This window comes from Micromonospora sp. NPDC006766, from assembly GCF_040636055.1.
Classification (GTDB): domain Bacteria; phylum Actinomycetota; class Actinomycetes; order Mycobacteriales; family Micromonosporaceae; genus Micromonospora.
The window spans coordinates 44,701-64,827 of the sequence record NZ_JBEYIX010000025.1; the positions used below are offsets into that span (position 1 = coordinate 44,701).

The following is a 20,127-nucleotide window of genomic DNA, read 5'->3' on the forward strand; positions in this document are numbered from 1 at the left end:
AGCGGTCACGCGGACGCGGGGGGCGGCCCGGTGTAGCCGCTGTTCCAGCGGAACCGATTGCCCGGCTGGGCGTACTCCTCCATGACGTGCGCGATCCAGCCCGCCGTCCGGGCGATCGCGAAGATCACCTCACCGGCGCCCGGGCCCATGCCGGTCGCTTGCGCCAACACCGCGACGGCGAAGTCGACATTGGGCAGGACAGCCCGTCGCGCCGCCGTGGCGATCAGTTCGTCGACGACTCGCCGCAGCTCAGCCTCGAGCGGCAGCTTCGCAACGAGATCGAGGAGGGCCGCTCCTCGCGGATCGCCGTCCCGATACAACGGATGCCCGAACCCAGGCAGACCGCCGGTGCGGAACCATTCGGCGATCGCGGCCGGCACCCCTTCCCGCAGCGCTGCCTCGATCATCCGGTAGACGCTGGTGCCCACGGCTCCGTGCATCGGCCCGTCCAGCGCGCCGAGGCCCGCCAGCACCGCCGCATAGGGGTTCGCGCGGGTCGAGGCCGCTACCCGTACCGCGATAGTCGAAGCGGCCAGGTCGTGATCGGCGAGGAGGACGAGCGCGGCGTTGAGCGCCCGGAGGCCCGCCATCGTCGCCGGCTGGTCCGTCAACCGTGGCCACAGGCGTGCCGCGAGGCCGACGTCCGGAGCCGCCCCGCCGGCGGACGGCAGGGCGTCGACCATGGTGGACAGCAGCGCGGGCGCGAGCGCCGTCACGGTGGCGGGCGCCAGGTCGAAGCGCAGCGGATCCATCGCGGCCGCGACGGCGACGATCACCGGCAGCCGGTCGAAGAGTCGGGCCTGCGCCGGCAGGTGGTGGCTCGCCCGCCTCGCCCGCTCGATGCCCTCCACGGGCGCCGCAAAGGGCGTCGCGTGCCGCTCGCCCGTCCAGAGCCATCGCGCGACCTCCTCGAACGGCGTCACCGGCGCAAGCTTCGCCGCATCCAATCCTCGGTAGTGGAGCCGCCCGTACGCGATAAGCGTCGTGGCGGTCCGCATCGCCGGCGCGGCATCGCGTTCCGGCCGGGTCGCCTGGGTGCGGGCGGCCAGCCGCTCGACGTCGGCCAGCCGAAAGCGGCTGATCCGTTCGCCGGGAACCTTGACTCTGTCAAGCAACCCTCGGCTGACGTACGCGTAGACCGTCTCCGGCTTGATGCGCAGGCGATGCGCCACCTCGCTGGTCGTCAGCAGTGGGTCATCGGACATGTGGCCATGCTCTCACATTGACTGGATCAATGTTGACCGGCTCGCTCCGTCGGCGGGACGCTGCCGGCATGCCTGACACCATCACCGTTCCCCGCGGGCTCGCCGGCGTCGTCGTCACCGACACCACGATCGGCCACGTCCGCGGCCGCGAGGGCTTCTACCACTACCGGCAGTACTCCGCCATCGATCTGGCCGAGCGCCGCACGTTGGAGGACGTCTGGGCGCTGCTGATCGACGGCGCCCTGCCAGACGAGACCAAGGCGCTCCAGCAGGAGATCGCCCCGCTGCGCCACATCCCGCCCGCCGTCGCCGCCGCGCTGCCCGGCATTGCCGCGGCCTCCCGGTCGCAGGACCCGATGAGCGGGCTGCGCGCCGCGCTGGCCGTCGCCGGCCTCGCCGCCGGAGCCCGCCCGCTGTACGACACGCCCCCGGCCGAGCGGCGAACGCAGGCCATGGCACTCTGCGCCCTCACGCCCAGTCTGCTCGCGGCGTTGTACCGCCTGCGCGCCGGCCTGGACCTGATCGAACCGCGCGACGACCTGTCACACGCGGCGAACTACCTCTACATGATTACTGGCGAGGAGCCGTCCGAACCCCACGCCCGGGCGATCGAGCGCTACCTCATCGCAACCGTGGATCACGGCTTCAACGCGTCAACCTTCACCGCCCGCGTCATCGCCTCCACGGGTGCCGACATTTACGCCTGCATCGGTGGGGCCCTCGGCGCGCTCTCCGGCCCTCTGCACGGCGGAGCTCCCAGCCGGGCCCTCGACACCCTCGACGCCATCGGCTCGATCGACCGGGCCGATGCGTGGCTGCGCTCGCGCATCCTGAACGGCGAGCGGATCATGGGGTTCGGGCACCCGATCTACCGCACGGAAGACCCGCGGTCACGCATGCTCAAGGGGATCGCCCGGGACCTCGGCGGCGATTTGGTGGACTTCGCCGTGGCCGTCGAGGAGCGGGTGCTGTCGTTGCTGGCGGAGTTGAAGCCCGGCCGGGAACTGCACACCAACGTGGAGTACTACACCGGCGTGGTGATGCACCTCTGCGGGCTGCCTCGGGAGATGTTCACACCCACCTTCGCCACCAGCCGGGTCATCGGGTGGTGTGCGAACGCGCTGGAACAGGCCACCGACCCGAAGATCATCCGGCCGGACTCGCGATACGTCGGCCCCCACCCGCCCCAGCCGCTGCCGTGAGCGGCCGGTCCGCTGTTCTCACCCCGCCTCGGGGTCGAGGCGACGGTGGATCACCACGCAGGCCAGCCCGGGGCCGGCGTGCGCCCCCACCACCGCCCCGGCCTCGGTGACGTACGTGTCGTGCCGCCGCTCGCCGAGACGCTCGGTCAGCGCCGCCACCAACTGCTCGGCGCGCTCGGGTGCGGCGAGATGGTGCACGGCCAGATCCACCTCGACGTCACCGGCCGCCTCGACCGCCAGGTCGACCAGGCGGGCCAGGCCCCGGCCGGCGGTACGCACCTTGTCCCGCACCACGATCACGCCGTCGGGCATGAACAGGATCGGCTTCACCGACAGGGCGGTGCCGAGCAGCGCCTCGGCCGTGTTGATCCGGCCGCCCCGGCGCAGGAACTCCAGGGTGTCCACGTAGAAGAAGATGGTGGTCCGCTCGATGGCGTCGACTGCCGCCTGGCGTACCCCGGGAAGGTCCGCGCCCTCGGCGGCGGCCGCGGCGGCGGCGAGCACCGGGAAGCCCAGGCCCATCCCGGTGGAGCGGCTGTCGACCACGGTGACCCGGTCACCGACCTCGGCGGCGGCCAGCCGGGCCGCCTCCACCGTGCCGGAGAGCTCGGCCGACAGGTGCACCGAGACCACCGCGTCGGCGCCCCCGGCGAGCAGTTCGCGATAGACCTGCGCGAACTGCTCCGGGGCGGGCCGGGAGGTGCTCGCCGCGACCCGCCGGCCGCGCAGCGCCCGGGTTACGTCGTCGGGGAAGACCTCGACCCCTTCCAGCCCCTCCACGCCGTCGAGCACCACGGTGAGCGGGACGACGGTGAGCCGGTGCGCACGCACCCGCTCGGGCGGAAGATAGGCGGTGGAGTCGGTGACGACCGCGACGGGCATGCCCGGCACGCTAGCCGATGTCGGGGCGGCCCGCCCGAACCGGAGGATTCAGACCGCGTCGGTGAGCGCCGGTGGCGTGATCAGCCCCACGTTGTGGGCCCGTAGGTGCCAACCGCGCACGTCGTCGTGGCGCAGCTCGGTCCAGTGGCAGTTGGCCAGCGAACCGACGCTGCGCAGCACCGCAGGGCCCCAGCCGAGCAGGTGCCCCACGCCCTGCCGAGCGCCACCGCCGTGCGTGGTCACCACCACCGTGCCGCCGCCGGCGAGGTCGGCCGCGTCCTGGAAGGCGACGCCGACCCGCTTGCCCAGGTCGTCGAGGGTCTCGATGCCAGCGCCCGGGTCGGGGGCGCCGGCCCGCCAGCGGGCGTACTCGTCGGGGAAACGCTCGGCGATCGCGGTGAGGGCGAGGCCCTGCCACTGGCCGAAGTGGCGCTCCCGCAACCGGGCGTCGGTGCGTACCGGCAGCCCGGTCAGCGCGGCGAGGGCGGCGGCGGTGTCGGCGGCCCGGCGCAGGTCGCTGGCGACGATGGCGTCCGGGCGCAGCGCGGCCAGCACGGGCGCGGCGACACGGGCCTGCTCATGACCGAGGTCGTTCAGCGGTACGTCGCTCTGGCCCTGGACCCGGCCGGTAGCGTTCCAGTCGGTGTTGCCGTGCCGCCAGATGATCAGACGGGTCATTCCGCGCTGGCGGGGCCGGCGGTCGAATCGGCGAGGTCGCGGTCCTCGAACTGGATCTGGGGGCAGTCCTTCCAGAGCCGGTCCAGGGCGTAGAACTCGCGCTCCTCGGTGTGCTGCACGTGCACCACGATGTCGACGTAGTCGAGCAGCACCCACCGGCCGCCCCGCTCGCCCTCGCGCCGGACCGGCTTGGCCTTTTCCGGCAGCTCCAGCAGGCGCTCCTCAATGGCATCGACGATGGCCAGCACCTGGCGCTCGCTCGGAGCGGCGGCCAGCAGGAACGCGTCGGTGATGGCGAGCTGGTCACCCACGTCGATGATGACGATGTCCTGCGCCTTCTTGTCGGCCGCGGCCTGGGCGGCGGCCATCGCCAGCTCGTGCGCGCGTTCAGAAACTGTCACCGTTCTCCTTCGATCAACCGTACGACTCTGCAAGCCTCTCACACCCGGCGGCGCAACGACCTGTCAGTTCTGGTCGGTTACACGGACAAAAGCCCACGTTCCGGGCGTTATCCCCGCTGGTAGAGGCGCCGTTTGGCGATGTACTGCACCACACCGTCCGGCACCAGGTACCAGACCGGCTCGCCCCGGGAGACCCGCGCCCGGCAGTCGGTCGACGAGATCGCCATCGCTGGTACCTGCACCAGGCTGACCGTGTCCGCGGGAAGGTGCCGGTCGGACAGCTCGAAGCCGGGGCGGGTCACCCCGATGAAGTGGGCCAGCTCGAACATCCGGTCCACCTCCTTCCAGGACAGGATGCGTTCCAGGGCGTCCGCGCCGGTGATGAAGAACAGCTGCACCTTCGGGCCGTACTCGGCCCGAAGGTCGCGCAACGTGTCAACGGTATAGGTCGGGCCGCCCCGGTCGATGTCGACCCGGCTCACCTGGAAGCGTGGATTGGAGGCGGTGGCGATCACGGTCATGAGGTAGCGGTCCTCGGCCGAGCTGACCGGCTCGTCCACCTTCTGCCAGGGTTGGCCGGTGGGCACGAAAACGACCTCGTCCAGGCCGAACCGGTCCGCCACCTCGCTGGCCGCGACCAGGTGCCCATGATGGATCGGGTCGAAGGTGCCGCCCATGATCCCGATTCGCCGGATGTCTTCCTCCACCAAACGATCGTAGGCCGAAACCGGAACGCGGCCCGACGGGGCCTCCAGCGGCGCAACGGCCGCCGTCAGGCACCCACGGCGGCCACCGCCGTCCGGGCCACCAGCGCGCGACGCAGGTCGTCGTCGAGGTCGACGACCCGCCGGCGCAGGCCGGGTGTGAGATCGTCGCGGACCAGCAGCGCGGCGGCCAGGTCCCGCGTGCGCTGCGTCACGGCGTAGCGAGGGAAGGCCAGGGCCGCGACCCCGTCGGCCGTCCAGGGCGTACGCAGCCGCGCCGCCGCCGGCATGTCGGCGAAGTAGCGCTCGACGTAGCCGGCGGTCAGGTCTGCCTGCTCCGGCTGCCAGAAGCCCTCGGCGGTCGCCTCCACCAGACGGTTGGAGAGCGCGGTGTTGTGGATGACGATCTCCCACGCGGCCCGCTTGCCGTCGGCGTCGGGCAGCGCCGCCCGGCAGCGCGCGGCCCGCTCGGCGCCGGTGGCGCTGCGGTCGGCGGCCGCCTCGGCGGCGATCTCCGGCTCGCCGGCCGCACCCAGCACCACCAGCCGGTACAGCAGCGCCCAGCGCAGGTCGGCGTCGACCGCGAGCCCGGCCGGGACGTCCCGGCCGGCCAACCAGCCGGCAAGCAGCCCGGTGTCGGCGGTCGCGCCGATCAGGCCCCGGGCCGCGGCGAGTTGCATCGAGCCGCCGGCCGGGGCGCCGGCCAGCAGCGTGGCGCAGGCCCCGGCGATCCGGAGCAGGGCCGCGTCCCGGGCCAGCGGCTCCAGGTAGCGGTCGACCAGATTGCGGCTGAGGGTGAGTACGTCCTCGGCGATGATCACCTCGGTCTCCACGGGCAGCGCCGCCCCGATGAGCTCGACCAGCGCGGCCACCGGGCGCTCGCCGTCGGTGGCGGCATGCAGGGCCTCGCCCCAGAGCAGCGCCCGGGCCAGCGGATCGTCCAGCCCGGGCAGCAGCATCGGCACCGCCTCCGCCGAGGCCGGGTCGAGCCGGATCTTGGCGAAGGTGAGGTCACCGGCGTTGGGCAGCAGCAAGCCGGTCGCGGGCTGCCCGATCAGCTCGGTCAACTCGGTGCGGCCCTGATCGACGTCCGGGTTCAGGTCGACCTCAAGACGGCGCACCGGCGCATCGGCGGCGTACCAGGCCACCCCGATGCGGTGCGGCCGCAGCACCGGGTACGCCTCCGGCGCGGTCTGCACCACGGCCACCTCGCTCCACCGGCCGTCGGCGTCCACCGCCGTCACCATCCGCAGCGTGTTGACCTGGCTGCGGCGCAGCCAGCGCTCGGCCCAGTCGGCCAGGTCGCGTCCGCTCGCGGCGGCGAGGCTGTCGAGCAGGTCGGTGAGGGTGGCGTTGCCGAACCGGTGCCTGGCGAAGTGGGCGTTCAGGCCGGCGAGGAAGGCGTCGTCGCCCACCCAGGCGACGAGCTGGCGCAGCACGCTGGCGCCCTTGGCGTACGAGATGCCGTCGAAGTTGAGCAGGGCCTGGGCGGCGTCGGCCACCTCCTCGGGGGCCACCGGATGGGTGGAGGGGCGCTGGTCGGCCGTGTAACCCCAGGCCTTGCGGCGCATCGCGAAGGTGGTCCACGCCTGGTCGAAGCGGGTGGCCTCGGCGGTGACCCGGGTGCCCAGGTATTCCGCGAAGGACTCGTTCAGCCACAGGTCGTCCCACCAGCGCATGGTCACCAGGTCGCCGAACCACATGTGCGCCATCTCGTGGGCGATGGTGGTGGCCCGCAGCTCCCGCTGGGTGTCGGTGACGGCGGAGCGGAAGACGTAGTCGTCGCGCAGGGTGACCAGACCCGGGTTCTCCATCGCGCCGGCGTTGAACTCGGGCACGAACGCCTGATCGTACTTGCCGAACGGGTAGCGCTCGGCAAAAAGCTGGTGGAACCGGTCGAGGCACTGCTTGGTGACGGTGAAGATCTCCTCGGCGTCGGCGTCCAGGTGCTCGGCCAGGGAGCGCCGGCAGTAGACGCCGAGCGGGATGCCGTCATGCTCGTCGTGCCGTACGTGCCAGGGGCCGGCGATCAGCGTGAAGAAGTAGGTGGCCAGCGGCGCGGTGGGGGCGAACTCCCAGCGCCCGGGCGCCGGCCGGTCGGCGACCTGCCCGTTGGCCGCGACGGTCCACTCCGGCGGCGCGGTGACCGAGAGGGTCACCGGGGCCTTGAGGTCGGGCTGATCGAACGCGGCGAAGATCCGCTGCACCTCGTCGAGGAAGGACATCGCGTAGAGGTAGGTCTCGCCGTCGGCCGGGTCGACGAAGCGGTGCAGGCCCTCGCCGGTGTTGGAATAGGCCATCTCGGCGCTGACGGTCAGCGTGTTCGTCGCGACCAGCCCGGTCAGGGGCAGTCGGTTGTCGTCGAGGGCCGGCGGGTCGAGATCCCGGTCGTTGAGGCGCACCCCGAGCAGTCGCACGGGTTTGACCTCGGCGAAGGTCTCGGCCCCGGGGGTCGCCCGGAACCGGATCGTGACGGTGGAGCGGAACCGCTCGCCGTCACCGGTCAGGTCGAGGTCCACTTGATAGGACTCGACAGTAATCAACGCGCCACGCGCGGTCGCCTCTACACGGGTCAGGCTCGACATCCGATTATCCTGCCCGATGGGGATCCGGACGGATGCCCCGGTGACGCACGGCTATGGAGGAAACAAGGATGGGTCAGCACCCCAAGGGCGACTTCGACCTCACTCGGGCGGTCTGGCAGCGGGCTGAGGACGACACGTCGGAGAGCGCGGTCGAGGTGGCATTCGTCGACGACCTGATCGGGATGCGCAACTCGGCCGAGCCGGACGGGCCGGTGCTGGTCTTCACCCAGGCCGAGTGGGACGCGTTCGTCGCGGGCGCCCAGGACGGCGAGTTCGATCTGGACTGAACCCCGGTGCTCAGTCACCGTCGCCCCAGCCGAGGCCGCCCAGGCCGGGCGCGTGGTGGAAGCCGGGGTGGCCGGCCACGTCGGTGCAGCGCTCGCCGTCGGGCCCGACCGCCCCGCAGAACAACCGCTCCGCGCGGTGCCAGGCGTCGGCCGGGGAGAGGGCCGCCGCGCCGAGGGTCAGCTCCGGGCGGAGCAGACTCAGCGCCTCGGCGTACGTCACGGCCAGTTCGCGGGCGGCGGGCGAATCGGCCGCCACGAAGCCGAGGTGCACGGTGAAGAATCGGCGCGGCCGGTTTCCGGCCCGCCGGGGTGGGACGATCAGCGGCTCCTCGCGGGTGCCGGGGCGCAGGCCGAGCCCGGTCACCGCCCGCCGCCACTGCTCCGCCCTGTCGTTGCGCATGCGCCCTCCTCGTCACCGCCGCCGGTGCCGCGACCGGCCCACCGCCGGTCCGCCAGTCCAGCGAACCAGGCTTTCCACGCCCTGGGAGGGGCCAGCTCCGTTCTTCGCTGGCCCCTCCCAGAGCGTTCCGGAGGTCACCACCGAGCTGCGCGCGGAGTCGGTGCGCCGCTCAGGCCGGTTGCGGGTGCAGGACGGTACGCAGGCAGCCTTCCTCCTTCTTCTGGAAGATCTCGTAGCCACGGACGCCGTCGGCCAGCGACATCGGGTGGGTCGCCAGGTAGCCGGGGTCGATCTCGCCGATGGCGATCCGGTCCAGCAGCATCGGAATGTAGCGCTGGGCGTGCATCTGCCCCATTCGCAGCACCAGCGCCTTGTTCATGGCCGCGCCGAGCGGGAACTTGTCGATCAGGCCGCTGTACACGCCGATGATGCTCACCGTGCCACCCTTGCGGCACGCCATGATCGCCTGCCGCACCGAGGTCGGCCGGTCGGTGGTGAGCCGGACCGTCTGCTTCGCCTTGTCGTACGCGTAGGCCGGCCCGACGTCGTGCGACTCCATGCCGACCGCCTCGATGCAGGCGTCCGGCCCGCGGCCGGCGGTCAGCTCCCGCAGCGCCTCCAACACGTCGGTCTCAACGTAGTTGATCGTCTCGACGCCGAGCCGGTGGGCGGCGGCGGCGAGCCGCTCCGGCAGTCGGTCGATGACGATGACCCGCTCGGCACCGAGAATCTGGGCGGCCCGGGCGGCCATCTGCCCCACCCCGCCAGCACCCCAGACGGCGATCACCTCGCCGCCCTTGAGCGCGCAGAAGTCGGCCGCCATCCAGCCGGTGGGCAGGGCGTCGGCAGCGAAGACCACCGAGTCGTCGGGCACCCCGTCGGGAACGGTGAACGCCCCGACGTCGCCGAACGGCACCCGGATGTACTCGGCGTGGCTGCCGGAATAGCCGCCGGCCGCGTGCGAGTAGCCGAAGACACCGGCCGGCGAGTGCCCCCACAGCTTCTCGGTGAAGACCGGCTGCGGGTTGGAGTTGTCGCAGAGCGAGTACTGCTCGGTGCGGCAGTACCAGCAGCTGCCGCAGGCCACCACCGAGCCGACGACCACCCGGTCGCCGACCTTGATCCGGCGTACGTCGGGGCCGGTCTCCACCACCTCGCCCATGAACTCGTGACCGAGGATGTCCCCCTCGCGCATCGCCGGCAGGTACCCGTTGATCAGGTGCAGGTCCGATCCGCAGACGCTGCTCGCCCGGACCTTGACGATGATGTCACCGGCGGAGCGGATCGTCGGCTCGGGCACGTCCCGTACGGCCAGCTTGCCGATGCCCTCCCAGCACAATGCCTTCATGGCCGGCCGCCCACCGTCAGCCGCTCGCGGATCTTGTCCGTCGCCTGTTCCTGCTTCGGGCTGCGCCCCGACGGGTCGTGGCGGGTCTCCAGCACCTGGCCGGTCTCGATCAGCGACTTGATCCGGCGCAGCGTGCTGCGCAGCACCAGGTCCGGATCGTGCCCGCTGGTCAGCCCGAGCGCCCGGCGTACCAGCCCGGACCGCCAGCGCAACTCGGCGCGGATCTCGGTGCCCCGATCCTGCGGGGCGGGGACCAGCTCGACCCGGCCGCGCTGGGCCACCGGCCCGTCGGTGACCCGCCAGCTCAGCCGGCCCGGACCGTCGACGGTGAGTTCGGCGCGCCACTCGGTGCCGCCGCCGGCCGGGTCGCTGGCCACACAGCGCCACCGGTTGTCGTCGAGCCGCTCCAGGGTCGCCCACTCGGCGAGCGCCCGGTCCAGCCGTTCCCGGTCGGTCCAGAAGCCGATCACCGCGTCTACCGGCCGGGCCACCGTGATCCCGCGGTGGACGACGTACCAACCGTCCTCCCGCTCGGGTTCGTGGCGGCGCCGCCGCCGCGCCACCACGCGGCCGATCCCGAGCGCGGTCACCGTCGCGGCGCCGGCCAGCGCCCACCTCGTTCCGTTGCTGGTCATCACGTCTCCTCCACCCGGGCGTCCGGGTTCGGACCGCCCTCATCCGCAGCGCTACCGGCACACCTCAGCCAAAACGACAAACCGGCGGGCTCGCGCCCGATTCGTCATTTCACTGCGAGCGCACCCCGGCCCGATCACACAATGGTGGGTCTGCCCCGCCCCGGCGGCGGCTGATTTCGGAGGTGACAGCGATGGCACGTGACGTACGCGGACCCGCGACGGTGACGCACGGCCCGACGCGCGCGCCGGCCCGGCCTGCGGTCCAGAAGGTCGCCCTCGCGGTGGCTGCCGTCTTCGTGCTGATCGGCGTGCTCGGCTTTCTCCCCGGCGTCACCACGCACTCCGGCGAGCTGGCGTTCGCCGGACACCACTCGAGGGCGAAGCTGTTCGGCCTGTTCCAGGTGTCGATCCTGCACAACCTGTTGCACCTGGTCTTCGGCCTGATCGGGCTGGGGCTGGCCCGTCAGGTGGCCGGCGCTCGGCTGTTCCTCGCCGGCGGCGGCGCGATCTACCTCGTCATCTGGATGTACGGCTTCTTCGTCGATCGGGAGGGCGTGGGGAACTTCGTGCCGTTCAACGACGCCGACAATTGGCTGCACCTCTTCCTCGGCTTCGGCATGCTCGCCCTGGGGCTCCTGACCTCCAACAAGGTTGGCACCGGCGGGCGGCTGGACAGCCCGCTCGAGTGACCCCGCCCCAGGCCTCGGCCGAGGCGGCACCGGACGACCACGACCGGCGCGACCGCCGTCAGGCCGCGACGAGCAGACGCTTGCCGAAGCAGACGCTGTGCGGGTTACCCACGTACTCCCCGTACACCGGGATGGGCTGGTAGCCGCAGGACCGGTAGAGGCCGATGGCGGCCGGCAGGTACCTACCGGTCTCCAGGCACACCATGGTGTGCCCCTGCCGGTGGGCCAGCTCCTCCAAGGCCGCCAGCAGGTGCCGGGCGATGCCCCGCCCCCGGTACGCCGGCCGGACGTACATCCGCTTCAGCTCGCCCGTGTCGGCGTCCAGCGACTGGAGGCCACCGCAGGCGACGGCCTGGCCGCTCACCACGGCGACCAGGTAGCGGATGTCGTCATGGGTGACGGTCGCCTGGCCGGGCAGGCCCCCGTCGGCGTCGCGCAGCTCGCGCTGCTGGGCCTCGACCAGGGTGGCGACCTCGGGATCGGTTACGGGCCGGGATTCGATCAGCATCCCGCCACGCTAGAACGGCCGGATTTCGCGCAGGTTTCCGTCAAACGACCCGATCCCGGACGGAAAGGGACTACTCCCAGTCGTCGGGGTCGGCGTCCTCCTGCGGGGCCGCCGCCACCTCGTCGTCGGGCCGCAGCCGGCGCGCCTTGCGGGCGGCCAGCCGCTCGGCGGCCGTGACGCGGGTCGACTTGTCCTCCAACCGGACGTCGGTGCCCCGGTTGCCCGGGACGAAGTCGACACCGGCGTAGAGGGTCGGCTGCCAGTCGAACTCCCGGTCGGCGATGCGGACCAGGTCGCCGGCCTGGGCGCCGGCCTTGGCCAGCTTCTCCTCAACCCCCAGCCGGGCGAGCCGGTCGGCCAGGTAGCCCACCGCCTCGTCGTTGTCGAAGTTGGTCTGCCGGACCCAGCGCTCCGGGCGGGAACCCCGGACGGTGTACGAGCCGTCCTCCTCGGCCTCGATGGTGAAGCCGACGTCGTCGACCGCCTTCGGGCGGATCACGATTCGGGTCGGCTCGGCCGGCGGCGCCGCGTTGCGGGCCTGCTCGACCAACTCCGCCATCGCGTACGTCAGTTCCTTGAGCCCCTCCCGGGTGGCCGAGGAGACCTCGAAGACCCGCAGGCCGCGCGCCGCCAGGTCGGGCCGGACGATCTCGGCGAGGTCCCGGCCGTCCGGTACGTCGATCTTGTTGAGCGCGACCAGGCGGGGCCGGTCGGCGAGGCCGCCGTACTCGGCCAGCTCGGCCTCGATGGTGTCGATGTCCGCGAGCGGGTCCCGGCCCGGTTCCAGCGTGGCGGTGTCGACGACGTGCACCAGCACGGCGCAGCGCTCGACGTGGCGCAGAAACTCCAGACCGAGCCCCTTACCGGTGGCCGCGCCCGGGATCAGCCCCGGCACGTCAGCCACGGTGAAGGTGTGATTGTCCACCCGGACCACGCCCAGGTTCGGCACCAGAGTGGTGAACGGATAGTCGGCGATCTTCGGCTTGGCGGCGGAGATGACCGAGATCAGCGACGACTTGCCGGCCGACGGGAAACCGACCAGGCCGACGTCGGCGACGCTCTTCAGCTCCAGCACCACGTCCAGCCGGTCGCCAGGCTCGCCCAGCTCGGCGAAGCCGGGGGCCTTGCGCCGGGCGTTGGCCAGCGCGGCGTTGCCCCGGCCACCCCGACCGCCGCGGGCCGCCTCGAAGGTGGTGCCCGCGCCGACCAGGTCCGCCAGCACCTCGCCGTCGGGAGTCTGCACCACGGTGCCGTTCGGCACCTTGATCACCAGGTCGCGGCCGTTGGCGCCGTCCCGGTTCGAGCCCGCGCCACCCTTGCCGTTCTCGGCCTTGAGGTGCGGGCGGAAATGAAAGTCGAGCAGTGTGGTCACCTGCGGGTCGACCACGAGCGAGACGCTGCCGCCGTGCCCACCGTTGCCGCCGTCCGGGCCACCGAAGGGCTTGAACTTCTCCCGGTGGATCGAGACACAGCCGTGCCCGCCGTCGCCGGCCAACAGGTGCAGGACGACCCGGTCAACGAACGTTGTCACGCGGACAATCCTTCCAGCGGGGTACGCCCCGCACGGGGAAAAGCGAAGCGGGCCGGGACACCGAGGTCCACGGCCCGCAACGCCTGAGAGCTACTGCTGCGGCACGATGCTGACGGTCTTGCGACCGCGCTTGGTGCCGAACTGGACCGCACCGGCGGCCAGCGCGAAGAGCGTGTCGTCGCCACCGCGGCCGACCAGGTCACCGGGGTGGAACTTGGTGCCGCGCTGCCGGATGAGGATCTCACCGGCGCTGACGACCTGACCACCGAAGCGCTTCACGCCGAGCCGCTGGGCCGCGGAGTCGCGACCGTTACGCGAGCTGGACGCACCCTTTTTGTGAGCCATTGGAGGACGACCTACTTCCCGCTGGAGATGCCGGTCACCTTGACCTGGGTCAGCGGCTGGCGGTGACCCTGGCGCTTGTGGTAGCCGGTCTTGTTCTTGAACTTGTGGATCCGGATCTTCGGGCCCTTGGTGTGCGCGGCGATTTCGCCCGACACCGAGACCTGGGCAAGCTTCGCCACGTCGGTCACCAGGTCGTCACCGTCGACGAGGAGCACCGCGGTGAGCTTCACCGCGTCGCCGGGGGCACCGGCGAGCTTCTCGACCTCGATCACGTCGCCCTCGGCGACCTTGTACTGCTTGCCGCCGGTCTTGACGATCGCGTACATCGGAGGCGGACTCCCTGTCGTTGAGGCTGCTGGCGGTCGTTCCCACGGCGACTCGCCGGGTAACCGTGACACCGGCGGCGCGGGCACGCGGGAACTCGGCACACCAAAGTGCGCCGCAGGTTAGCGTACGCCATACCAGGCCCGGCCCCCAAACCGGGCCGGCGATCCGCCCCGGGCGGGTTTCACCGAGGCGCTCCTGTACCCCGTCGAACGCGGTCTCGACGACCGTCCGGAGCCGGTGCCCGGGCGGCACCGCCCCGGGGGCCCACAGGACGGCAGGGCCCCTCCCACCGGACGCTGTCGCCGGGGAAGGGGCCCTGCCGAATGCCGTGCTGGGTCAGCGGCTCACGGCCGGGTACGCCGCCGCGCGCCGCCGCGCCGGGAGCGCCGCCGGCCGAGGCCGCCCTCTTCCTCGGCCTCGCCGTCGCCGATCGCGTCCGGGTCGTCCGGGGCGGCCAGCCGGGCCGAGTCGCCCTCCTGGCTGTCGGCGGCCACCGGGGCGGCCGGCGTCTCGGTCTCGTACCGGGACAGGTCGTATCCCATCGTGTCGTGGTACTCGGCGTCCGCCTGGGCGTCGGTCACCTCGGCGACGGTCTTCTCCGGCGCGGCCTTGCGGCCCCGGCGCCGGGCCCCGCCCCGCTCCTCGGCGGCCGGCGTGGTGACGGCTGCGGCGACCGCCTTCACCTTCTCCCCGGCGGTGCCGCCACGAGGCTTCTCCGGCACCGGCTCGGTGTGGATGATGACGCCCCGGCCCTTGCAGCACTCGCAGGTCTCGCTGAACGCCTCCAGCAGTCCCGCGCCGATCCGCTTGCGGGTCATCTGCACCAGACCCAGCGAGGTGATCTCGGTCACCTGATGCTTGGTGCGGTCCCGGCCCAGGCATTCGGTGAGCCGACGCAGCACCAACTCCCGGTTCGACTCCAGCACCATGTCGATGAAGTCGATCACCACGATGCCGCCGAGATCGCGCAGCCGCAGCTGGCGCACGATCTCCTCGGCCGCCTCCAGGTTGTTACGGGTGACCGTCTCCTCCAGGTTGCCCCCGGAGCCGGTGTACTTGCCGGTGTTGACGTCGATGACGGTCATCGCCTCGGTCCGGTCGATCACCAGCGAACCGCCGGAGGGGAGGAAGACCTTGCGGTCCAGCCCCTTGAGAATCTGCTCGTCGATCCGGTACTCGGCGAAGACGTCGGTGGTGCCGACGTGCCGGCGCAGCCGGGCGACCAGGTCCGGCGAGACGTGCGACAGGTACGACTCGACCATGTCGTACGATTGCTCGCCCTCGATGACCAGCTCGCGGAAGTCCTCGTTGAACAGGTCCCGGACCACCCGGATGACCAGGTCCGGCTCCTCGTAGAGCAGCACCGGGGCCCCACCCTCGGCCGCCTTGGCCTGGATGTCCTCCCACTGCGACTGGAGCCGCTTGACGTCCCGGGCCAACTCGTCCTCGCTGGCGCCCTCGGCGGCGGTCCGGACGATCACCCCGGCACCGTCCGGCACCAGCTTCTTGAGAATGTCCCGCAGCCGCTTGCGCTCGGTGTCCGGCAGCTTGCGGCTGATGCCCGAGGCGTTGCCGTTCGGCACGTAGACCAGGTGCCGACCGGAGAGCGCGATGTGGCTGGTCAGCCGCGCGCCCTTGTGCCCGATCGGGTCCTTGGTGACCTGTACGAGCACCGCGTCGCCGGACTTGAGCGCGTGTTCGATCGACCGGGCCCGCCCCTCCAGGCCGGTGGTGTCCCAGTTGACCTCGCCGGCGTAGAGCACGGCGTTGCGACCGCGCCCGATGTCGACGAACGCCGCCTCCATGCTCGGCAGGACGTTCTGCACCTTGCCCAGGTAGACGTTGCCGGCCATGGTGCCGGACGAGTTGCGGGTGACGTAGTGCTCGACCAGCACGCCATCCTCGAGGACCGCAATCTGGGTCCGGTCGCCGCGCTGGCGGACGGCCATCATCCGGTCAACCGCCTCCCGGCGGGCCAGAAACTCCGATTCGCTCAGGATCGGCGGCCGGGTACGCCGCTGCTCCCGGCCGTCCCGGCGGCGCTGCCGCTTGGCCTCCAGCCGGGTTGAGCCGGAGACGCCCTGCACCTCGTCAACGGGCTTGCGCGGCTCGCGGATCTTCACGACCGTGGGCACGCCATCCTCGGCCGGGACCTCGACGTCACCCGCGCCCCGGCGGCGGCGACGGCGACGACGGCGGGTCATCCCGTCGCCGTCGGCCTCCTCCTCCTCGGTCTCTTCGACCTCGGCCTCGGCGCTCTCGGCCTGGACGGCCTCCTCGGCCTCGTCCTCCTCGATGTCCTCCACGCCGCCCTTGCCCCGGCCTCGACCGCGGCGGCCGCGCCGGCGACGACGGCGGCCTGCGGCCTCCTCCTCGTCCTCCTCGAGCTCGGCGGCCTCCTCCAGCTCGGCAGCCTCCTCGAGCTCGGCCGGCTTCAGCTCGGCGGTCGGCTCCAGCTCGGGCTCGGCCTCGGCCGGCTCCGCCTCGCGACGACCACGCCGGCGGCGTCGGCCCGTGTCCACCGGTTCCTCGGCCGGCTCCTCGACTGCCGGGCCGGTGACCCGGACGATCGGCATCTCCTCGGGCTGCGGCGCCATGAACAGGACGGTCGGCGCGGCGAGCGCGGCCCGCCGTCGACGGGTGGTCCGCTCCGGCTCCTCGGCCGGCGGCACCTCGGCCCCGCCCTCAACGGTCGGCGTAGGCGCGCCGGCCAGTTCCCGGGCCGGCGTCGGCCCGGCCTCGGCCCCCTCGCCCTCGGCCTGCTCCTCGCCGACCCCGACCTCCTCGACCGGCGTGGCGACGGCCGACGGCTCGGCGCGCTCACCGGTTTCGCCACCGGCCTCCGCCGGCGGCTCGGCCTCCGCCTCGGCGGCCTCGGTCGGCGCCTCGGTCGCGGACTCCTCGATGGGCGCCTCTGCGGGCGGCGTGGCGGCCTTCCGGCGACGGGTACGGGTCACCTTGACCGGCGGGACGACCTCCTCGGAGGTCGTCTCCACGCCGGTGGCGACCATCGGCTCCTCGACGGCCTTCGCGGTGGTCGCCTTGCGTCGCCGCCGGGTGGTCTTCGGCGCGGCCTCCAACTCTCCGGCGATCGGCGCGAACACCTCGGCCTGCGGTGCCTCACCGCTGGTGGTGCCGGCGTGGGTGGGCGCCTCGACCGGCGCGTCGGTCTGCTCCGGTTGGTTGAGCGGAGCGGCCTTGCGGCGGCTGGTCCGCTTGCGGGCCGGCGGCTTGGTTTCGGGAGTGCTTTCGGTGCTGGCGGATGCCTCGGCCGGCTTCGAACCGGTCCGTTCGCCGCCCTCGGGCTCGTTCTCGAGCATGGAGGTTCTCCAGTTCTGGCTGCCCCGGGCGCGGGTGAGCGCTGCCACGCAGGGTCGCCGCAAAAGGTGTTTCCGCCGGGCACGCAGGTGCGCGACCGCCGAAGTCTGCCTGCCAGAGCGTTGACCGTCGGTCAGCGCTCTCCGATGGCTGCCCCGTCACGATCCGCATCCAACGGATCGACGATCTCGCCCTGCGCGGTCAGCGTGCCCTGCTCCAGCCGGATCACCTTCGGGGCGACCGGCGGCTCCAGGTCGGCCACCACGCGGAGGCCGGAAAGGACGTCATCGGGCCGTACGGACGGGGTGACCTGCCGCACGACCACTTCGAGTATCGCACACGGTACGGCCGCCGCCCGGGAAGGCGTCTCCGACGAGGGCAGCACATCGATGCTGATGACAGCCCCGCGCGCGTCGAAGGTGCGCCGCCCCTGCTTGGTCATCCGCTCGACCTGGATCTCCTCGGCGGCGGTGAAGTCGGCCACCGCCCGCTGCAGCGCGGCCGGGTCGACCTCCGGCAGCTCGATCCGCCAGCGCGACGCCTCGATCCGATCGGCGAGACCACCCCCGCCGCCGGCCTCCACCGCGTCGAGCACGTCGAGTCCGGGCGAGAGCGCCGCGTCCAGGGCGATCCGCAACTGCTCCGGGTCGACCGGCTCGCGCAGGCCGATCTCCAGATACTCGGCCTCACTCGCGACGCCGGTCGGCGCGGCGGAGGCGTACGAGATCTTCGGGTGCGGGGTGAAGCCCTGGGAGAAGGCGATCGGTACGCCGGCCCGGCGCAGCGCGCGCTCGAAGGCCCGGGCGAAGTCCCGGTGCGACGTGAACCGCAGCGGTCCACGCTTGGCGTACCGGATCCGGACCCGCTGGACGACCGGCGCCTGGCCGCCCTCGGGTTGAGGCTTTCTGGCGATCGTGAGCTCCTCGGGTGTACCTGCGTGTTTCGTCTCATCCTGGCGCAGGGTGCGGAACCACCGGCAGCCGGGGCGGCCGGAAAGGCCCGGCAAGTCGGCCGAAACCGACCAACCGGGCCGGGCAGAACCGTCCTACTGCTGGGTGCCGGCGGGCAGCTTCAGGCCGTTGACCGGGGTCAGCGGCAGCAACTTCCGGCCGGTGGGGCCGATCTGGATCTCAGTGTCCATCGCCGGACAGACCCCGCAGTCGAAGCACGGCGTCCAGCGACAGTCGTCCTGCTCGTACTCGGACAGGGCGTCCTGCCAGTCCTGCCAGAGCCAGTCCTTGTCCAGCCCCGAGTCGAGGTGGTCCCAGGGCAGGACCTCCAGCTCGTCGCGCTCCCGGGTGGTGTACCAGTCGAGATCCACCCCGAAGGCCGGCAGCACCTCGGCGGCGGCCTCCACCCAGCGCTGGTACGAGAAGTGCTCGCTCCAACCGTCGAACCGGCCACCGTTCTCCCAGACCTTGCGGATGACCGCGCCGACCCGCCGGTCGCCCCGGGACAGCAGGCCCTCGATCAGCGACGGCTCGCCGTCGTGGTAGCGGAAGCCGATCGCCCGACCCAGCGAACGGTCCGCGTTGATCGCCTGCTTGAGCAGCTTGAGCCGGCCGTCGATGACCTCCGGCCGCGCCATCGAGGCCCACTGGAACGGGGTGTGCGGCTTCGGCACGAACCCGCCGATGGAGACGGTGCACCGGATGTCCTTGGATCCGGTCGCGGCCCGGCCTGCCTTGATCACCTCGTGGGCCATGTCCGCGATCTCGAGGACGTCCTCGTCGGTCTCGGTGGGCAGGCCGCACATGAAGTAGAGCTTCACCTGCCGCCAGCCGTTGGTGTACGCGGTGACCACGGTCCGGATGAGGTCTTCCTTCGACACCATCTTGTTGATGACCTTGCGGATCCGCTCCGATCCGCCCTCGGGGGCGAAGGTCAGACCGGTACGCCGACCGTTGCGGGACAGTTCCTGAGCCAGGTCGATGTTGAACGCGTCCACCCGGGTCGACGGCAGCGAGAGCGAGACGTTCGTGCCCGCGTACTGCTCGGCCAGGCCGGAGCACATGTCGCCGATCTCGGAGTGGTCGGCCGACGACAGCGACAGCAGGCCCACCTCGTGGAAGCCGGAGAACTCCAGCCCCTGCTGCACCATCTGGCCGACCGTGGTGATCGAACGCTCCCGCACCGGACGGGTGATCATGCCGGCCTGGCAGAACCGGCAGCCGCGGGTGCAGCCCCGGAAGATCTCCACCGCGTACCGCTCGTGCACCGTCTCGGCGAGCGGGACCAGCGGCTTCTTCGGGTACGGCCAGGCGTCCAGGTCCATCGTCGTGCGCTTGTGCACCCGGAACGGCACGTCGGGCCGGTTCGGCACCACCCGCTGGATCCGGCCGTCGGGCAGGTAGTCCACGTCGTAGAAGCGCGGCACGTAGACGCTCTCGGTGCGGGCCAGCCGCAGCAGCAGCTCGTCCCGCCCGCCCGGGCCGCCCTCGGCCTTCCACTCCCGGACGATGCCGGTGATTTCCAGCACCGCCTCCTCGCCGTCGCCGAGCACCACGGCGTCGACGAAGTCGGCGATCGGCTCCGGGTTGAACGCGGCGTGCCCGCCGGCCACGATCACCGGGTCGGCGTCGGTACGGTCGGCGGCGAGCAGGGGGATGCCGGCCAGGTCGATCGCGGTGAGCAGGTTGGTGTAGCCCAGCTCGGTGGAGAAGGAGACGCCGAACACGTCGAAGTCGCGCACCGAGCGGTGCGCGTCGACGGTGAACTGCGGCACGCCGTGGGCGCGCATCAGCTTCTCCAGATCCGGCCAGACCGCGTACGTCCGCTCGGCGAGGACGTCGGGCAGCTCGTTGAGCACCTCGTAGAGGATCTGCACGCCCTGGTTGGGCAGGCCCACCTCGTACGCGTCGGGGTACATCAGCGCCCACCGGACGGTCACGGCGTCCCAGTCCTTGACCACCGCGCCCAGCTCGCCACCGACGTACTGGATGGGCTTGGTCACCTGAGGCAGCAGCGGCTCCAGCCGGGGCCACACGGAATTGGCCGCGACGGGGCGCGGCGTCGTCGACGGGGCACTCATGATGCCCAAGGGTACGCGGTGCCACGCCGTCCCCCACGGCGCACACACTCG

The 20,127-nt window shown here is 72.0% G+C and carries 19 protein-coding genes; 3 read left to right on the forward strand and 16 right to left on the reverse strand.

Translation table 11 applies throughout. The annotated features are described in order from the left end of the window. Positions 1-5: 5 nt before the first annotated feature. The gene (locus tag ABZ671_RS20490) at positions 6-1,205 is read right to left on the reverse strand and encodes a citrate synthase (RefSeq protein WP_357860197.1); all 1,200 of its coding nucleotides are present in this window, start codon (positions 1,203-1,205) and stop codon (positions 6-8) included. A gap of 68 nt (positions 1,206-1,273) precedes the next feature. Here ABZ671_RS20490 and ABZ671_RS20495 point away from each other — a divergent pair, with 68 nt between their 5' ends. Then, the gene (locus ABZ671_RS20495; RefSeq protein WP_357860200.1) at positions 1,274-2,407 is read left to right on the forward strand and encodes a citrate/2-methylcitrate synthase; all 1,134 of its coding nucleotides are present in this window, start codon (positions 1,274-1,276) and stop codon (positions 2,405-2,407) included. A gap of 18 nt (positions 2,408-2,425) precedes the next feature. Here ABZ671_RS20495 and ABZ671_RS20500 read toward each other — a convergent pair whose 3' ends face one another. The 5 genes from ABZ671_RS20500 to pepN all read right to left on the reverse strand — a co-directional run bounded on the left by ABZ671_RS20500 (position 2,426) and on the right by pepN (position 7,657). Next, positions 2,426-3,289 (reverse strand): DegV family protein, encoded by an 864-nt coding sequence (locus ABZ671_RS20500; RefSeq protein WP_357860204.1) that lies wholly within the window; start codon positions 3,287-3,289, stop codon positions 2,426-2,428. Positions 3,290-3,337: 48 nt separating this feature from the next. Then, positions 3,338-3,967 (reverse strand): histidine phosphatase family protein, encoded by a 630-nt coding sequence (locus tag ABZ671_RS20505; protein ID WP_357860208.1) that lies wholly within the window; start codon positions 3,965-3,967, stop codon positions 3,338-3,340. After that, positions 3,964-4,368 (reverse strand): ribosome silencing factor, encoded by a 405-nt coding sequence (gene rsfS, locus ABZ671_RS20510; protein ID WP_357860211.1) that lies wholly within the window; start codon positions 4,366-4,368, stop codon positions 3,964-3,966. The genes ABZ671_RS20505 and rsfS overlap by 4 nt, the downstream gene beginning before the upstream one ends. A 107-nt stretch (positions 4,369-4,475) precedes the next feature. After that, complete coding sequence (gene nadD / locus ABZ671_RS20515) at positions 4,476-5,075, reverse strand: nicotinate-nucleotide adenylyltransferase (RefSeq protein ID WP_357860214.1); 600 nt, start codon at positions 5,073-5,075, stop codon at positions 4,476-4,478. A gap of 65 nt (positions 5,076-5,140) precedes the next feature. Then, positions 5,141-7,657, reverse strand: coding sequence for an aminopeptidase N (gene pepN, locus ABZ671_RS20520; RefSeq protein ID WP_357860217.1), 2,517 nt, complete (start codon positions 7,655-7,657; stop codon positions 5,141-5,143). Positions 7,658-7,725: 68 nt separating this feature from the next. Here pepN and ABZ671_RS20525 point away from each other — a divergent pair, with 68 nt between their 5' ends. Beyond that, positions 7,726-7,944 carry a DUF397 domain-containing protein gene (locus ABZ671_RS20525; RefSeq protein ID WP_357860220.1) on the forward strand — a complete coding sequence of 73 codons (219 nt, stop codon included), beginning with the start codon at positions 7,726-7,728 and terminating at the stop codon, positions 7,942-7,944. A gap of 10 nt (positions 7,945-7,954) precedes the next feature. Here ABZ671_RS20525 and ABZ671_RS20530 read toward each other — a convergent pair whose 3' ends face one another. The 3 genes from ABZ671_RS20530 to ABZ671_RS20540 form a co-directional block, all read right to left on the reverse strand. After that, positions 7,955-8,344: a hypothetical protein gene (locus ABZ671_RS20530; protein ID WP_357860223.1), complete on the reverse strand. Its 390-nt coding sequence runs from the start codon at positions 8,342-8,344 to the stop codon at positions 7,955-7,957. Between the two features lie 169 nt (positions 8,345-8,513). After that, positions 8,514-9,692, reverse strand: a complete 1,179-nt coding sequence (locus tag ABZ671_RS20535; protein ID WP_357860226.1) for a zinc-dependent alcohol dehydrogenase — start codon at positions 9,690-9,692, stop codon at positions 8,514-8,516. Next, on the reverse strand, positions 9,689-10,327 hold the full coding sequence (locus tag ABZ671_RS20540) for a cyclase (RefSeq protein ID WP_357860229.1): 639 nt from the start codon (positions 10,325-10,327) through the stop codon (positions 9,689-9,691). Before ABZ671_RS20540 ends, ABZ671_RS20535 begins: the two co-directional genes overlap by 4 nt. Before the next feature lie 191 nt (positions 10,328-10,518). On the opposite strand from ABZ671_RS20540, the gene ABZ671_RS20545 reads away from it, so the two are divergent. Further along, complete coding sequence (locus tag ABZ671_RS20545; protein ID WP_357860232.1) at positions 10,519-11,016, forward strand: DUF4383 domain-containing protein; 498 nt, start codon at positions 10,519-10,521, stop codon at positions 11,014-11,016. 58 nt (positions 11,017-11,074) lie between these two features. On the opposite strand, the gene ABZ671_RS20550 is transcribed toward ABZ671_RS20545, so the two are convergent. From ABZ671_RS20550 to ABZ671_RS20580, 7 genes are all read right to left on the reverse strand, one after another. Beyond that, complete coding sequence (locus ABZ671_RS20550; protein WP_357860235.1) at positions 11,075-11,524, reverse strand: GNAT family N-acetyltransferase; 450 nt, start codon at positions 11,522-11,524, stop codon at positions 11,075-11,077. A gap of 70 nt (positions 11,525-11,594) precedes the next feature. Beyond that, entirely contained in the window at positions 11,595-13,055 is a 1,461-nt protein-coding gene (gene obgE / locus ABZ671_RS20555; RefSeq protein WP_357860238.1) for a GTPase ObgE, read from the reverse strand. Positions 13,056-13,145: 90 nt separating this feature from the next. Beyond that, positions 13,146-13,400, reverse strand: coding sequence for a 50S ribosomal protein L27 (rpmA, locus tag ABZ671_RS20560; protein ID WP_088975624.1), 255 nt, complete (start codon positions 13,398-13,400; stop codon positions 13,146-13,148). Between the two features lie 11 nt (positions 13,401-13,411). Further along, on the reverse strand, positions 13,412-13,726 hold the full coding sequence (gene rplU, locus ABZ671_RS20565) for a 50S ribosomal protein L21 (RefSeq protein WP_357860241.1): 315 nt from the start codon (positions 13,724-13,726) through the stop codon (positions 13,412-13,414). A gap of 345 nt (positions 13,727-14,071) precedes the next feature. Then, positions 14,072-17,047: an Rne/Rng family ribonuclease gene (locus ABZ671_RS20570; RefSeq protein ID WP_357860244.1), complete on the reverse strand. Its 2,976-nt coding sequence runs from the start codon at positions 17,045-17,047 to the stop codon at positions 14,072-14,074. Between the two features lie 131 nt (positions 17,048-17,178). Continuing rightward, positions 17,179-17,901, reverse strand: coding sequence for a TIGR03936 family radical SAM-associated protein (locus ABZ671_RS20575; protein WP_357860301.1), 723 nt, complete (start codon positions 17,899-17,901; stop codon positions 17,179-17,181). A gap of 189 nt (positions 17,902-18,090) precedes the next feature. Further along, positions 18,091-20,076 (reverse strand): TIGR03960 family B12-binding radical SAM protein, encoded by a 1,986-nt coding sequence (locus ABZ671_RS20580; protein ID WP_357860247.1) that lies wholly within the window; start codon positions 20,074-20,076, stop codon positions 18,091-18,093. Positions 20,077-20,127: the final 51 nt, after the last annotated feature.